Origin of the sequence: Clostridium gelidum, from assembly GCF_019977655.1 — a bacterium.
GTDB lineage: Bacteria > Bacillota > Clostridia > Clostridiales > Clostridiaceae > Clostridium > Clostridium gelidum.
The window spans coordinates 2,667,647-2,683,296 of the sequence record NZ_AP024849.1; the positions used below are offsets into that span (position 1 = coordinate 2,667,647).

Annotated in this window: 18 protein-coding genes; all 18 read left to right on the forward strand. The window is 27.1% G+C overall.

The features are described from left to right. The first annotated feature begins 15 nt into the window (after positions 1–15). The 18 genes from rpiA (at position 16) to psyc5s11_RS11925 (ending at position 15,641) form a co-directional block, all read left to right on the forward strand. A complete protein-coding gene (gene rpiA, locus psyc5s11_RS11840; protein ID WP_224037773.1) occupies positions 16–690 on the forward strand; it encodes a ribose-5-phosphate isomerase RpiA in 675 nt (224 codons plus the stop codon). 216 nt (positions 691–906) lie between these two features. Next, the gene (locus psyc5s11_RS11845; RefSeq protein ID WP_224037774.1) at positions 907–1,374 is read left to right on the forward strand and encodes a GNAT family N-acetyltransferase; all 468 of its coding nucleotides are present in this window, start codon (positions 907–909) and stop codon (positions 1,372–1,374) included. Continuing rightward, positions 1,375–1,869, forward strand: coding sequence for a GNAT family N-acetyltransferase (locus psyc5s11_RS11850; RefSeq protein WP_224037775.1), 495 nt, complete (start codon positions 1,375–1,377; stop codon positions 1,867–1,869). A 58-nt stretch (positions 1,870–1,927) separates the two neighbouring features. Beyond that, the gene (locus psyc5s11_RS11855) at positions 1,928–2,683 is read left to right on the forward strand and encodes a GNAT family N-acetyltransferase (RefSeq protein WP_224037776.1); all 756 of its coding nucleotides are present in this window, start codon (positions 1,928–1,930) and stop codon (positions 2,681–2,683) included. A 24-nt stretch (positions 2,684–2,707) separates the two neighbouring features. Next, positions 2,708–3,433, forward strand: a complete 726-nt coding sequence (locus tag psyc5s11_RS11860) for a cell wall-binding protein (protein WP_224037777.1) — start codon at positions 2,708–2,710, stop codon at positions 3,431–3,433. A 162-nt stretch (positions 3,434–3,595) separates the two neighbouring features. Next, positions 3,596–3,937: a cupin domain-containing protein gene (locus tag psyc5s11_RS11865; RefSeq protein WP_224037778.1), complete on the forward strand. Its 342-nt coding sequence runs from the start codon at positions 3,596–3,598 to the stop codon at positions 3,935–3,937. A 285-nt stretch (positions 3,938–4,222) separates the two neighbouring features. Beyond that, entirely contained in the window at positions 4,223–4,669 is a 447-nt protein-coding gene (locus psyc5s11_RS11870; protein ID WP_224037779.1) for a hypothetical protein, read from the forward strand. Continuing rightward, a complete protein-coding gene (locus tag psyc5s11_RS11875; RefSeq protein WP_224037780.1) occupies positions 4,666–5,064 on the forward strand; it encodes a hypothetical protein in 399 nt (132 codons plus the stop codon). Before psyc5s11_RS11870 ends, psyc5s11_RS11875 begins: the two co-directional genes overlap by 4 nt. 272 nt (positions 5,065–5,336) lie before the next feature. Next, positions 5,337–5,861 (forward strand): RNA polymerase sigma factor, encoded by a 525-nt coding sequence (locus psyc5s11_RS11880; protein ID WP_224037781.1) that lies wholly within the window; start codon positions 5,337–5,339, stop codon positions 5,859–5,861. A 27-nt stretch (positions 5,862–5,888) separates the two neighbouring features. Further along, positions 5,889–6,311 (forward strand): PadR family transcriptional regulator, encoded by a 423-nt coding sequence (locus psyc5s11_RS11885; protein ID WP_224037782.1) that lies wholly within the window; start codon positions 5,889–5,891, stop codon positions 6,309–6,311. Between the two features lie 22 nt (positions 6,312–6,333). Then, positions 6,334–7,683, forward strand: a complete 1,350-nt coding sequence (locus psyc5s11_RS11890; RefSeq protein WP_224037783.1) for an FtsW/RodA/SpoVE family cell cycle protein — start codon at positions 6,334–6,336, stop codon at positions 7,681–7,683. Between the two features lie 195 nt (positions 7,684–7,878). Continuing rightward, entirely contained in the window at positions 7,879–8,304 is a 426-nt protein-coding gene (locus psyc5s11_RS11895; protein WP_224037784.1) for a GNAT family N-acetyltransferase, read from the forward strand. A 32-nt stretch (positions 8,305–8,336) separates the two neighbouring features. Continuing rightward, positions 8,337–8,765 (forward strand): GTP pyrophosphokinase, encoded by a 429-nt coding sequence (locus psyc5s11_RS11900; RefSeq protein WP_224037785.1) that lies wholly within the window; start codon positions 8,337–8,339, stop codon positions 8,763–8,765. Between the two features lie 112 nt (positions 8,766–8,877). Beyond that, complete coding sequence (locus psyc5s11_RS11905; protein WP_224037786.1) at positions 8,878–10,551, forward strand: AAA family ATPase; 1,674 nt, start codon at positions 8,878–8,880, stop codon at positions 10,549–10,551. 234 nt (positions 10,552–10,785) lie between these two features. Next, positions 10,786–12,264: an ISLre2 family transposase gene (locus psyc5s11_RS11910; protein ID WP_224033258.1), complete on the forward strand. Its 1,479-nt coding sequence runs from the start codon at positions 10,786–10,788 to the stop codon at positions 12,262–12,264. 178 nt (positions 12,265–12,442) lie between these two features. After that, a complete protein-coding gene (locus tag psyc5s11_RS11915; RefSeq protein WP_224037787.1) occupies positions 12,443–13,117 on the forward strand; it encodes a response regulator transcription factor in 675 nt (224 codons plus the stop codon). Between the two features lie 203 nt (positions 13,118–13,320). After that, positions 13,321–14,142 carry a sensor histidine kinase gene (locus psyc5s11_RS11920; protein WP_224037788.1) on the forward strand — a complete coding sequence of 274 codons (822 nt, stop codon included), beginning with the start codon at positions 13,321–13,323 and terminating at the stop codon, positions 14,140–14,142. 194 nt (positions 14,143–14,336) lie between these two features. Beyond that, entirely contained in the window at positions 14,337–15,641 is a 1,305-nt protein-coding gene (locus psyc5s11_RS11925; RefSeq protein WP_224037789.1) for a S41 family peptidase, read from the forward strand. Positions 15,642–15,650: the final 9 nt, after the last annotated feature.

Below are 15,650 nucleotides of genomic sequence, written 5' to 3' on the forward strand. Positions count from 1 at the left end.
GTTTAGGAGGTAAGTATGGAACAAAAAAGAATTGCTGGACAAAAAGCAACAGAATATATAAAAGATGGAATGATATTAGGATTAGGAACAGGTTCTACAGCGTATTATATGATTAAAAAGGTTGGAGAACTAGTTCAAAATGGTATGAATTTAAAGGCAGTTGCAACTTCAAAAGATACAGAAAATTTAGCAAAAGAATTACATATTCCTTTAGTACAAATAGATGAATTAGATAGAATTGATTTATGTATTGACGGTGTAGATGAAATAGATAAACATTTTAATGCAATCAAAGGTGGCGGGGGAGCATTATTCAGAGAAAAAATCGTTGCTAACTTAGCCAATGAAGTAATATGGATTATGGATGATAGTAAATTAGTTGATAGTATTGGAGCGTTTCCGTTGCCAATTGAAATATTACCTTATGGTTATACACAAGTTATTAGAAAATTAAAAAATTATTCTTTAAATCCTGTAATAAGGATGAAAGATTGTAATGTGTTTATAACTGACAATGGGAATTATATAGTTGATTTACATATAGGAAAACTAATGGACATTAATGATGTTTATGATAAAGTTAATGGAATAACAGGAGTTTTAGAAACAGGATTATTTATTAATATGTGTAAGCGTATTATTGTTGGTACTGATAGTGGTACAAAAGTTATTGAGAATACGTTGATTTAAACATAATCTACACAATCTGCTCAGATTGCAAACCTGAGCAGTAAAATAAATAAATTTATGCTATATCTTAAATTAACATAAATTTCTTAGTTTATTGCTATTTTTTAGTCGCTCAACTTTGCAATCAATGCTATTCAAATTGTGTAACAACAGTGGAAAATGAAAATGCAAATGAAATTAGGAGAATTGTTTTATAATAAAGTGAGGCTGATATAAATGGAACAACAAGCAGAAGTTAGATTGATTCAACATAATGAGCTACAAAAGTTACTGCAATTGTACAAGCATCTTAACAAGGATGATCCAGAACTTGTTATTAATGAAAGTTTAGAAAAGTTGTGGAGCGAAATATATTATGACCCTAACTCTTATTATGTAGTGGTAGATGTTAACGGTGAAATAGTAGCTTCTTGTATTCTGACTATAATCAAAAATTTGACAAGGAATGCAAGACCTTATGGATTAATTGAAAATGTAGTTACACATTCAAGTTATAGAAATAATGGTTATGGAAGAAGTGTATTAAGCACGGCGTTAGAAATTGCATGGGATAAAAATTGTTATAAGGTTATGCTTCTTACAGGATCTAAAAAGGAAGAAATCTTGAGGTTTTATGAAAATTCGGGATTTGAAAAAGGAGAAAAGACTGGATTCATAGCAAAAAATGTACAAGGGAGAAATTAAATGAAAATTAGAAAAGGCAATTTAGAAGACATTAAGGAAATAATTAAAATAATAAAAGATGCAATTATTGATATGGAATCAGAAGGCATAGATCAATGGGATAGCATTTACCCCAATGAAGATGTAATAAGTAATGATGTTTATGAAGGAAATCTTTATGTTTATATTGATGAAAATATCATTAAAGGCTTTATTATTTTAAATGAATTTCAGGATAGAGAATATGAAGCAATAAAATGGAAAAACGATACAGATAAGAATTTAGTTATTCATAGGTTATGTATTAATCCAAAGTATAAAAGTAAAGGCATCGCAACAACTCTTATAGAATATGCTGAAAGATTTGCAAAAGACAATAAATATGAAGCAATACGTTTAGATTGTTTTACTCAAAATAATCATGCATGTAAATTGTATGAGAAGAATTGTTATGAAAAAAGGGGCACTGTAACATTTAGAAAAGGTGAATTTTTTTGTTTTGAAAAAGAGATTTAATATGAAAGAATACCTAAATTAGGTAGATATTATAAATTTATTAATGGACGGTGATAGTATGTACACAAAAACTGAAATTTTACAAATTGCTAAGGAACAATTAACACTTGACTATAATTGTCAAATGTCTGATTTTGAGAAAGAAAAAAATACGATAGTTAAGAACAAGCTTATTGATGGTAGACGGATTTATGGCAGTGATGGATGCTTTATTAAAATACTTTGTTTTGGTGGTAGAGCAATTATAAGTACTTCACCTAAACTTATGCTTTGGTGTGGAGAAAAACTACTAAATAGAGATGCGGCATGGTTTTTTGAATATCCAAAGCTACGAGAAATTGACCTTAAAATACAAGAATTTGGTCATGAAATAGCAGATATTCATCACTACTATCTACCAAATCCTAATGTGTCATGTATAGAACCAATTACCAGTGTAAAATGGTATGAGTATGTAGATCTTTTTCAGTTTGAGAACGATAATAGATTTGGAGAAGCTCTTGCTTTTGATAAAAATCATCCAGATGTGCTTGCAGTTGCAGCTTTTGATGGAGATGACATAATGGGTATGGCAGGGGCTAGTGCAGATAGCAAAACTATATGGCAAATTGGCATTGATGTTTTGCCAAAGTATCGTGGAAAGGGTATAGGGACAAACTTGGTTACACTTTTAAAAAATGAGATTTTAAAGAGAGGGAAAATACCCTTTTATGGAACTGTGGAATCACATTTTCACTCACAGAATATTGCTGTAAGTTCTGGATTTTTTCCAGCATGGGCAGAACTTTATTCCAAAAGTAAGGACGATAAATAATATAATATACGAGGGATAAGAAAAATGAAAAAGTTAAAATTAACGAAAATAATAGCAAATTCATTATTAATAGTTTCAGCATTGGCATTAAATCCAATGGGAGCAAGTGCACAGTGGAAACAGGATTCCAACGGTTGGTGGAACACAGAAGGAAATTCATGGTCAGTAGGTTGGAGACTGATTGATGGAAAATGGTACTATTTCGAACAAGATGGCTATATGAAAACAGGTTGGATAAAGTATGATGGCAGATTGTATTATTTAAATACAGATGGAAGTATGGCTCACGATACAACTATAGATGGATTTACAGTAGGTTCAGATGGTAAATGGAATCAATATGCAGGAACTAGTTCACTAAAAAGTTCATCAAATATTAATCCAAACTCTACAGTGATAAGTGATGTAACTGGTGTAAAATTTGATGATATTACAAAAATAGTTTTTTATGATGGAAGGGGCAGACGAAATGGGCCAGTAATGATTGAAGATAAACAAAAGATTAAAGAATTTATGGGATATTTAGATGGTTGTTCTATTAAAAAAACAAAAAATCTGGAATCAACAGGATGGATACATAGTGCTGTATTCTATATCAATGATAAAGAAGTAATGAATATAACATTTGTTAATCCAATAATTATTAATGGAGATTATTTTAATATTACAAAAGGTGAATTAGATAGTGAAACGATTGGTAAGTTTTTAAAATCAATTGACCCCTCGTATGATATAATGGCTGGTTTATAAATAATTTTTTTAAGTGTAGATTAATTAAAGAAAGGTTATGGAGAGGAATCAAAGAATATGATAGAAATTAATATTTCATAATTTAATGATAATGTTAAAGTATATTATAAAAATCAAAAAATAAGGTTGCCAAACGAATATAGAAAATAGGAGGTATTAAACATGAAAGATTTCCCAAAGTTTATGAAAAATGAAAAAAATCATATCAGTGGCAGTCAACAAAATACTGAAGATATTGACGGTTATTATTTTGAAGGTGAAGACGGTAGCCAAATGGCTTTTTGGACATGCTATTCAGATAGAGTTTCTAAAGAACATAAGCATGAATTTGATGAATACACGGTTGTTGTTTTTGGTCAGTATACAGCAATTATTGATGGAAAAGAAATTGTATTAAATCCAGGTGATGAGATATTTGTTCCAAAAGGAACTTTACAAGGTGGAAGGTACATTGCAGGAACACGAACAATTTCGGCTTTTGGAGGAAAAAGAATTCATAAGTAAATTTAATAAAAGAATATAAATAAAATTGTATTTAAATAATAGACACAATATTTTCAATATAACAATTTATAGGAGACATCAGGAGTTCATATAAGGTATTGAAGATTAGTGGTTATTCACATATGTACGTTGCATGTATAGATAATAAAATCGTTGGTTGTGGTGCAATCTCTAGTTTTTGGGAGAAACAAAAGGACATTTAATTAATTTAGATGCTGACATAGTAGAAAGAATACAGTCTATAATCTTATATGAAAATAATATAATATACGAGGGAGATTAAATGTGAAAAAAATTATAATAATTATGATTATATTTACTGTTATATTAGCAGGATGTTCAACCGAAAATAAATCAGCTAATAAAACTGTTAATGATACGGTGACGGAAAATACTTCATCAAGTAACAATCAACAATCTCAATCACAGCCAGAAAGCACGTCTCAAGGGGCTAATGATACTAATAGTGATACAAAGCCTAGTTTACTTGATAATATAGATACTTCTAAGAGTCCTTTTGAAAAGGGATATCATGACTATGAAGGTATTATAGGTGATAATATGTCAATCAAAATGAGTATTTATCAATTAGGAAAAGATATAGTTGGTTCATACTTTTATGATAGTCAGAGAAAAGAAATTAAACTCAAAGGAAAGCAGGAGAGAAAGAGATTGTATTATATGAATATGATGAGAACGGAAAAAATACAGGTATATTTAAAGGAACGATGAATACTGTTGATAAAATTGTAGGAACATGGATAAGTGCAGACAATAAAAAAAGTTATCCATTTACATTATCACTTGAAAGTATAATTACGGGCGCTCAATATGGAAAACGGTATGCATTACCAGTAGGCACAGAGAGTGATCAAGATGTAGAGAATTTTGTTAGCGAAATTCAAAATTATGTGGTAAATGATAATAGGAAACAATTAGCGGAACAAGTATCATATCCTATCAAGGTTAAAGTTAATAATAAAGTCACTCAAATAGAAAATGAAGATGACTTCATTAGAAATTATAATAAAATTTTTAATGAAAATTTTAAGAAAGTGATTAGTAATGCTTATACAAAATATATGTTTGTGAATTATCAAGGAATAATATTTGGATTAGTGAGGTAATGACAACAGGTGAAAATTCAAAATTAATGATTATTGGAATAAATAATTAAGAATTGTAATTTTATTAATACTGTGTTTTAAAGAGAACCTAAGAAAAAAGCTATGAGTTTAGAAAACAAACTTCTAAATTCATAGCTTTTGCTTATGTTATTAATTATATTTATGCTAAATACTATTTTCCCAATGTATATAAGAAATATTAAAATAAAAAAGATTTTTATGAAACAAAGTGAAGAATATTACTATCAATAGTAGTGTAGGGGGTGTGAATATTGGAAGAAACGAACATAGAAGAATTGCTGACGGAAATATATAACGCAACATATGATGATGTTTTAAGATATGTATCATCAAAATGTAGAAATTATAATGATATAGGGGATTTACTACAAAACATATATTTGAATTTTTATAGAGCATTAAAAAGTAAGAGAGAGATAAAAGATCCAAAGAAATATTTAATAGTAATAGCAAGAAATGAAATATATAAACATTATGGAATATTAAAAATAGCACAAAATTATATCCCTGTGTTTTCAACATATGATGAAGAAAACTTTAATAAGTTTCAAAATGATTTAAAAACTGAAAGCAATTATGATGAAATATTGTTATGCAAAGATATATGGAATTATTTGAAACAAAAGGACATGCTTACTTTAAAAATATTCTTATTGTATTTTAGAAATGATTTAAAAATAAAGGATATAGGTAAGAAATTAAATATAAGTGAATCAACGGTTAAGAACAGATTGTATAGAACAATGGATAAGATAAATAATGAATTCAATATATAAGAAAATATTAAGTCAGGAGGAAGCACGTTGAAAAAAGAAGAGTTAATAAGTAAATCTATTGATAATAATTTAAAACTTAAAGAAGAAATATTACAGAATATATTAACTATAGTTAGAGAAGAAGAAAAAATAGAAGCTAAAAAAGATGATTTAAATATCTTAGTGTTGTTATTAATTCGAAGAAAAGATATGTATGGATATGCAGTAATTAAAGAGATGGATATTAAATCAAAAGGAACATTTTCAATGAATGAAGGGGAGGTCTATCCTGTTCTACATTTTCTAGAAAACAAAGGATTACTTGAATCATATTGGAAAGATGAAGATGATATAGAAAAGAAATATTATAAATTAACTAGAAAAGGCAGAGAACATCTAAAAACTAAGACTGAGGAAGTTCAAAAATTTAGTTTTTCAAGCGATATTCAAAGATTACAGAAAATAAATTAATTAAAAGTTAGGAGTGAAAAGCGTGGACTTAAAAAAAAATAATGAAATCCAAACGTATATTAATGATGTTTGTGCCCAAGTGAAAAATAAAAGAGTGCATAAAGAAATTATAGCAGAATTAAATGCACATTTAGAAGAAAAAGCTAATGAATATCTAAAAGGTGGTAAAAGTGAAAATGAAGCATTAAAAGAAGCAATAAATGAAATGGGCTCATCAAAACATGTTGGAGACGAACTTAATGAGATTCATAAATGTAATCCGGAATGGAGCATAATAGTAATGAGTATTACATTAGTTTTATTAAGTATTGGGGTTATAACTTTATTCCAAATCAATGGTAATCTTTATAGAATCTTTCGCAGTAGTTTAATATTAGATAGAAGCATATTATGGGGTACTATAGGATTGGTTGCATTAGTAGTAGGATGTTTTATTGATTATAGAAAGATAAAAATATATTCAAAATATATTTATATAGTTGGCATAGTTCTAATGAGCTGTACAGTATTTTCATTTTTTGATGGATTTATTAGTGGCCATGGGCAAGTGTTACAAATAGGGGGATTTTCAATAAATACGGCTTACTTTGGCCCAATTATTTTCATAGTTGCATTAGCAGGAATATATGATAAGTATGATTGGAATAACAGAAATAATATGATAAAGGGATTATTGTTAGGAATAGTGCCGTTATTATTGGTAGCAATGGCTAATATAAATATATTAGGATATTTTATTATGTATGGAGTATCATTAAATTTATTAGTTTATATGTCGAAAGCAAACAAAAAGATTTTAGGATTGTTTGCTGCCATTGAAATTTTAATTTTATTTTTAACAAGAGTAGGATTTGAATCTGTTTCAGGTTTTATTAACAGATGGAATGATATTAATGATTCTGGATATGTATATAATCAGCTTAAAATAATGAGAGATTCTTCTGTATTAATTGGTAGAGGAGTAAATTTTGATTTAAATACACTTCCTGAATTTTATAATGATGTAATTTTTTCATCTATAGTGTATAGCTTTGGTTGGGTAGCTGGAGCAATAGTTGTAATACTATTAGCAACTTTATTAATTAGAATAATTAAAGTAGCAATAAGTGTAAAAAATAGCTATGGAAAATCTTTAGTACTTGGACTTACAAACATATTAGGAATTCAATTTGTATGGAATATATTATTTAATCTAGGGCTAGCTGTTGGAGGAGTATCATTGCCATTTATAAGTTATAGTGGGACATCAATTATTATTAATATGTTCATAGTTGGGATTGTTATTAATGTATATAAAGGAAGAAGTATTTCTAAAGTGGAATTGATTAAGGAATTCCATTATAAATGTATTATACTTATAACTAAGAAGTAAATTACTAATATTATTATTGATGGATAAATTAGAAGAGATAAGTTAAAATAAATGCTTTAATTTAAGCTAAAACCAACAATGAAAATATTTAGAGCCACTAGCATTTAAAGTTATAAAGCTAGTGGTTCTTTTATGATAAAATGAATTTGATATATAATATTAATTAATTTATAGAAATAGATAGGAGTATTATATATGGATGAATATATTATTAGGGAAAGCAGTGATTCAGAAGCAGATTTAATTATTGATAGGTTAGTTGAATATAATTTATCTAAAGTTCCGCTTAAACAAGAGGTATCATTTTCATGGATAAATAGAATTATTGAAGATAAGAATGGAAATATTATTGCAGGAATACTAAGTAAAATGTATTGCTGGAAATGTTTATATATTGATGCCTTATGGGTTCAAGAAGGACATAGAAAAGATAGATTAGGTTCAAAGCTATTAAAGGAAGTTGAGAAAATAGCTGAAGAAAAAGGTTGTTATTTAATTCATTTAGATACTTTTGATTTTCAAGCAAAGGATTTTTACATTAAATATGGATACGAGATTTTTGGTATATTAGATGAGTGTCCACAGCAACATTCAAGGTATTTTATGAAAAAAAGCATATAGATTACGATATTAATAAATGAGGTAGGATATATATGAATGAATTACTAGAAAGAGCCATTAAACTAGCAAAAAAATATCATGAAGGTCAATTTGATAAAGGAGGTTCTCCTTATATTGAACATCCTTTGAGAGTCATGGCAGGAGTTGAATCTATAGAAGAAAAAATATTGGCTGTATTGCATGATGTATTAGAGGATTGTGATGTATCTAGAGAACAATTAATAGATGAGGGTATACCTGAATATTTAGTAGAGAAATTAGAGATTTTATGCAAAGGGAAAAATGAAAAGTATTTTGATTACATAGACAGGATTAAAGCTGATGAATTAACTATTAATGTAAAACTATCTGATTTAAAAGACAATATGAATTTAAAAAGATTAAAGGAAGTCACAGAGAAAGACCTAAAAAGATTAGAAAAATATAAGAAAGCAAAAGAAATATTAGAAAGTTATAAATAGATAAATTGAAATTATCACTTCACTATAGTTAAAATATAAAAGTTATGAAAAAATGTTATAATATAAGTAATTTAAGGTGAGAATTATATAAAGGGAATGGAGTGATAGATGTATGCCAAAGAAAATCTCAGTAGGAATATCAAATTTTAAAGAATTAATAGAAAATAATTATTATTTAATTGATAAAAGCTTACTTATAAAAGAGTTTTTAAATGATGGTGCTAAGATAATATTGACTCCTAGACCAAGAAGGTTTGGAAAGACTTTAAATTTAAGTATGCTTAAATACTTTTTTGATATTAATACTAAGGAAGAATCTAAGTGTTTATTTAAAGGATTGAATATTGAAAAAGAAGAAGAATTCAAATATCAGGGAGAGTTTCCTGTTATATTTGTAACCTTTAAGGATATCAAATATTCTAGTTATAGTGAATTTAAAAATGGTATGAGAATATTAATGTCAGAATTATACAGTAATTATTCTAGCATTATGGAAAGTAATAAATTATCAGATGTAGACAGAAAATTTTTTGATGATATATGGAATGAAAAAGCCTCAGATGAACATATTACTAAAGCGATAAGTAAATTAATGTATTTTCTTTATAAATACTATAATAAGAATGTAATTTTACTTATAGATGAATATGATGTTCCTATTCAAGAAGGATATATGTGTGGTTATTATGATGAAATGATATCATTTATGAGAAATATATTGAGTTCTGCACTAAAAGATAATGATTATATAAAGAAAGCAATGCTCACAGGTATTTTAAGGGTTGCAAAAGAAAGTATCTTTTCAGGAATGAATAATTTAGAAGTATATACCTTATTAAATGAAAACTTTTCTGATAAATTTGGATTTACTCAAAAGGAAATAGATCAGTTAGCATTAGATTTTAACGCAGTAGATCAAATAGAAAAAATAAAACAATGGTATGATGGATATGTATTTGGTGGAATAACAATTTATAATCCTTGGTCAGTTTTAAGCTATTTAAAAAACAAAAATGAAGGATTAAAACCCTATTGGATAAATAGCAGTAGTAATGTTTTAGTTAAAACATTACTATCTCAAGGTGATGAAGAAGTTAAATCTGAATTACAAGATTTAATTAAAGGTAAAGTAATTAGAAAAACTATAGATGATAATATAGTTATGAAAGAAATAGATAATTCGCCTCAAAATGTATGGAGCTTTTTATTAATGACTGGGTATTTAAAATGGAATAAAAAAGAGTTAATAGAAGGAAAATATGTTTGTGATTTAAAAGTTCCAAATAAAGAAGTATCAATTTATTATACAGATATGATTTTAAAATGGTTTGAAGATAGCATGAGCATGAGAAAATATAATATAATGTTAAATGCTTTAGTAACTGGGGATATTGAACTTTTTGAAGGATTATTTAAAGAGTTTGTTATAAATAATATAAGTTACTTTGATGTTTCAGGCAAAGAGCCAGAAAGAGTTTATCATGCTTTTGTACTTGGAATGTTAATTTCACTTGAAGGACAATATGAAGTGAAATCTAATAAGGAAAGTGGTTATGGAAGATATGATGTAATGATTATTCCAAAAGATAATAGTAAACTAGGAATAATTATGGAATTTAAGAAAATTGATGATTTTATGAAAGACACCATTGATGAAGCTGCTATAAAGGCATTAAAGGAAATAGAAGATAGAAAATATGAAGCAGAATTAATTAAAGATGGTATTAAAAAAATACTAAAACTTGCAATTGTATTTAAAGGTAAAGAAGTTTGTGTTTTTAGATAATAATTTATAAATAGGCTAGAGTATTATGCTCTAGCCTATTTTGAAAATGAAAAGATAATAGTTAGAATTTGATAGAGGCATTATTAGTAAGAATAGTTAGAGTATAATTTTAGTAGGCAGAAACAGTAATAAAAACTGTATAAATAGTAAAAGGAGATGCGAAAGCATCTCCCAAATACATAAATTATCCATTATAATTAAGTTGCTAAGACTAAATAGAATGGAGTTATATTTATGTATGAATTAAGTTTAAATGATAAAGGAATGACTTTCAAGGAGTTAGAGAAAAGAATTTATAAATATGCTTGTGACGAAGCTTGTAATGCTTTAAAAAGTATATTAGAATTTTTAGATGAAAAACTACTTAATGAAAGAGATAGCAAGGTTTACCGTAATAAAGGTCGTAAGCAAACTTGTTTGAGGACTATTATGGGGAACGTAGAGTATTCTAGGCGCATTTATGAATTTAAACTTGAAGATGGTAAGAAAGCAACTAAGTACCTTTTGGATGAGTATTTAGGGATGGACACTTTAGGAAATGTGTCTATAAATCTCGTAGAAACTATTTTAACTAACGTGACGGAGGTTTCTTTTAGAAAGACATCTGAGAATATTAAAACTATGTGTAATCAAGATATTAGTGCTCAAGGCGTTTGGAACATAGTTCAAACACTTGGGGAAAAGATTAAAGAAATAGAAAATCGTAAAATTGAGTTAAATGACAAAGGTGCATTAAAAGGCGAAAAGGAAGTACCAGTATTGTTTCAGGAGCAAGATGGAGTTTGGCTCTATCTTCAAGGTAATGATAGACCAAAAGGGAAAAATAAAAAGAAAGAGTTAAAACTAGCAGTATCATATACTGGCTGGACTTTACGCCCAGGGAGCAAAAAAGAATATGTGGTTGTTGATAAAACTGTTTGTGCAAGCTTTAGCAATTCCAATCACTTTAAAAAGCTTGCTAGCGCAACAATTTCAGAAAAATACAATGTAGATGAAATTCAAACTAGAATATTAAACGGTGATGGAGCAAATTGGATTAAAGCAACTTGTGAGGATGAAGACATTCATTTTCAGCTAGATCCATTTCATGTAGGCCAAGCGATTATACGTAAGGTAAGTGATAAAAGAGCTCAAAAGCAATTACTAAAACTATTTAGAGAAGGTAAAATTGATGAAGGTCTAGAAACTATTGTAAATATGATGATACTTACAAACGAAAAAGATATTGCATTTAAGAAGCTTACTGAATTATATGATTACTTTGTTCACAATAGAGATGGATTAATACCGTATAAATTAAGAAGTGACATAAACATGCCTACGGCGCCGGAAGGCATGGAATACAAGAATCTAGGCACAATGGAACATAATATTTGTGATGTATTAGCTCAAAGAATGAAGGGCAGAAAAATGAGCTGGTCTATTAATGGTGCAGATAATTTATCTAAAATATTATCTGAAAAATTTAGTAATAGGTTGTTTGATACTGTAGATAAAATCTACAGAAATATTATTTCTGATGATGTTATTGATACAGTAGTTGCAAAACTACCATTAACAGTATTTCAAGCGAATAAAGAATCTAATAAGTGTAAGGCATATAAGTGCAATAGTGCACAAATTCCGTATAGCGGAGCTGCCGCAACGTTAGGTAGAAAAATAGTACGTGATTTATGTGGATTAAAATCATTTAGTGATATTAGTTATAGTTAAATATACAGTATGGGTAGGGAAATTTTAAAAATGCAATGTAAAATAATGGATAATAATTTAAATAAAATTCTTGCCAACTTTTACTTGACTCAACCGTAAGAATATAACAATTAATAGACAAGATATATATATGTTATAATGATGTAAAATATGAAATTTATTGAAGGTGAATGTAGATATGGAGACTAAAACAATTTTATTAATAGAAGATGAGATAGATCTTGCAAATGAAATTGAATTAACACTAAATAAATGGGGATTTAATATTTGTAAAATAGATGAATTTGATAAAATCCTATCAGAATTTTTAGAGAAAAAACCACAATTAGTATTGCTGGATATAAACTTACCGTTTTATGATGGCTTTTATTGGTGTAAAAAGATAAGAGGAATGTCAAAGGTTCCTATTATATTTTTATCTTCAAGAAACTCCAATATGGATATGATTATGGGAATTAATGATGGGGCAGATGACTATATAACCAAGCCATTTTCAACAGATATTTTAATTACTAAGATAAATGCACTTCTTAGAAGATCTTATGATTATTCAATATCAAGTAATATTTTATTTTATGATGGACTAGCTTTAGATACAGAAAAAGGTATTGTAACTTATAACGAAAAATCACTGGAACTAACTAAAAATGATATGAAAATATTAAGTACACTTATTAAAAATAAAGGAAAAATAGTTTCCAGGGAAAATCTTATGATGTCTCTTTGGAATGAAAATGAATTTGTAAATGAGAATACTCTTACTGTAAGTATTAATAGGTTGAGAAATAAAATTTTAGAACTAGGATTGAAAGATTTTATAAAAACTAAGAAAGGTATAGGATACATAATTTAATGAATAAAATGAAGTTTTTTAAAGATGGATTATCATACTTATCTTTCAATATATTTATTTTTTTAATTATTAATATATATTTATTTTCATTAAATTCTCTAAAGAGCAATTATGATGATATTTTATACTTAGATTTAATTATAAGCTTATTCTATATTGCATTCATTTTTATTCGGTATGTAAAATATAAAAGAAATTATGATATGCTATATAATTTATTAAAGAATGAGCAGATAATTGAAAGTGAAGCAATAAAAGGTGATACTTTAGAAGAAAGTTTTATTAAAGAAGTGATAAATAGAAATAAAAATTTTATGAATAATAAATCTAAGAAATATGAAGAAGCCTTGAAAGAAATGGAAGAATATATATCAAGATGGGTTCACGAAATTAAGTTACCTATATCAGCTCTTAATATTATATTAGATAGAATAGATGATATTGAATTAAATAATAGTATTAAGAATCAAGTTGAAAAAATTAACTCTTTAGTTAGTTCTGTTTTATATGGGAGCAGGCTTACTAGTTTACATGAAGATATTTTTATAAAAGAAGAAAAATTAAAAGATATAATAGAAAAGTCCATAAGGAATAATGCATTTTTTCTTATAAAAAATAAAATAGATGTGAAACTTGATAATTTAAATCAAAATATTTATACAGATTCTAAGTGGATGATTTATGTTGCTGATCAAATAATAAGCAATGCTATAAAATATTGTAGTGATGTTAAAAAGATAGAGTTTTCTTCATATGATGAAGAAAACTGTGTTGTTTTAAATATAAAGGATTATGGCATAGGAATTAAAAAAGAAGATATAAAAAGGATTTTTGACAAGGGCTTCACTGGTATAAATGGTCGTAATAAAATCTATAAATCAACAGGAATGGGCTTGTATTTTTCAAAGAGGGCATTGGATAAGCTTGGGCATAAAATAGAGGCGAATTCTAAGGAAAATGAATTTACAGAATTTAAAGTTTATTTTTATAAAATATCAGATTATCTAAATGTGACAAAAATGTAACAGATAATATTGAAAAGTAACTTTAATAAAAGGATTTTTATAGAAAAAACTACTAAACTGTATATGAAAGGTTTAGTAGTTTTTTCATATATAAGGCACTATCAAAAAAATAACAAGTCAATCCGCCAGAATATTTGGACTTGTTATTTTCTTTCATGTGCCTAAACTAAGAAAATGGAGGATAGAGAAAAAGTATGAAATGTAGATTTTTTTCAAAAATAATAATTGCAACACTGGTACTAATTATGAGTTTAGGCCTCATTGGATGCAATAGTACAAACAATAAAGATAAATTTAAAGAATTTAGTAATTTATCTAAGCAGGAGAAAATAGTTAAGATGAAGGAAGAGGTAGAGTATCTTTGCAGTAATTTGGAAAAGAAGCACATAAATTTATATCATAGTATTTCAAAAGAGGATTTTGAAAAGAAAAAAGAAGAGTTAATTACTAATATTCCTCAAATTGAGGATGAAGTTGATTATTATTATGCTTTGTCAGAATTAATGACTGGTTTAAATGATGCGCACACAGCCATTGGAGTTTCAGATGATATTATGAATGAAAGTTACTTTTATGATTTTGATATAAAGAAATTTCAAGAAGGATGGATTCTTATGGGAATAGATAAAAGTAATGAAAATTTATTAGGATATAAGGTGACATCTATCAATGGTATAAAAATAGATGAAGTTTTTAATAGAATTTTAAATGTCATGCCTCATGAGAATCCATATAAAATAGCTAATAATTTTTCGCTTTATGTTGAAACAGCACAATTGTTAAAGAGAGTAAAAGTTATAAGTGATATTTCGGAGAATATTACCGTATCATTAGAGGATGAAAATCAAAATTCAGTAGATATAAAAGTTTCAGCGGCAAAAGATGATAATGTGCAAAATGAAAAGCATTCACTACTTCGAGATAAAGTAAAAAAGACTATGACATCAAATATAAAAGAAGAAAAATATTGGTTTGATAAAATTGATGATAATGATTTATATGTACAATATAACAAGTGTATGGAAGATAATACTTTACCTATAAAAGAATTTAGCAAGGAAATTTCTAAGAAAATAGAAGATAATAATTTCAAGAAAGTAATATTAGATTTCCGATACAATGGAGGTGGATCTTCTAACGTAATAGAACCTCTATTTGATGAATTGCAGGAAAATAAAGAAAAATATAATCTTAAATATTATATTTTAATAGGGAATCAGACTTTTTCATCAGCAATTTTAAATGCTTATGAAGGTAAAAAAAGATTAAAGGCAACTTTAGTTGGACAGCCTACTGGTGGTGATCTTAATCATTATGGTGAAGTTAAAAAATTTGAATTACCTTATAGTGGATTTTCAGTTGCTTATTCAACAAAGTATTTTGAAAATATTAAGAATTATGACAAGGATGCATTGTATCCAGATATTAGTGTGGAAAATACAATTAATGATTATATATATGGAATTGATGATGATGTACAAGCTGCTATTAAAGATTAATTTGTTAAC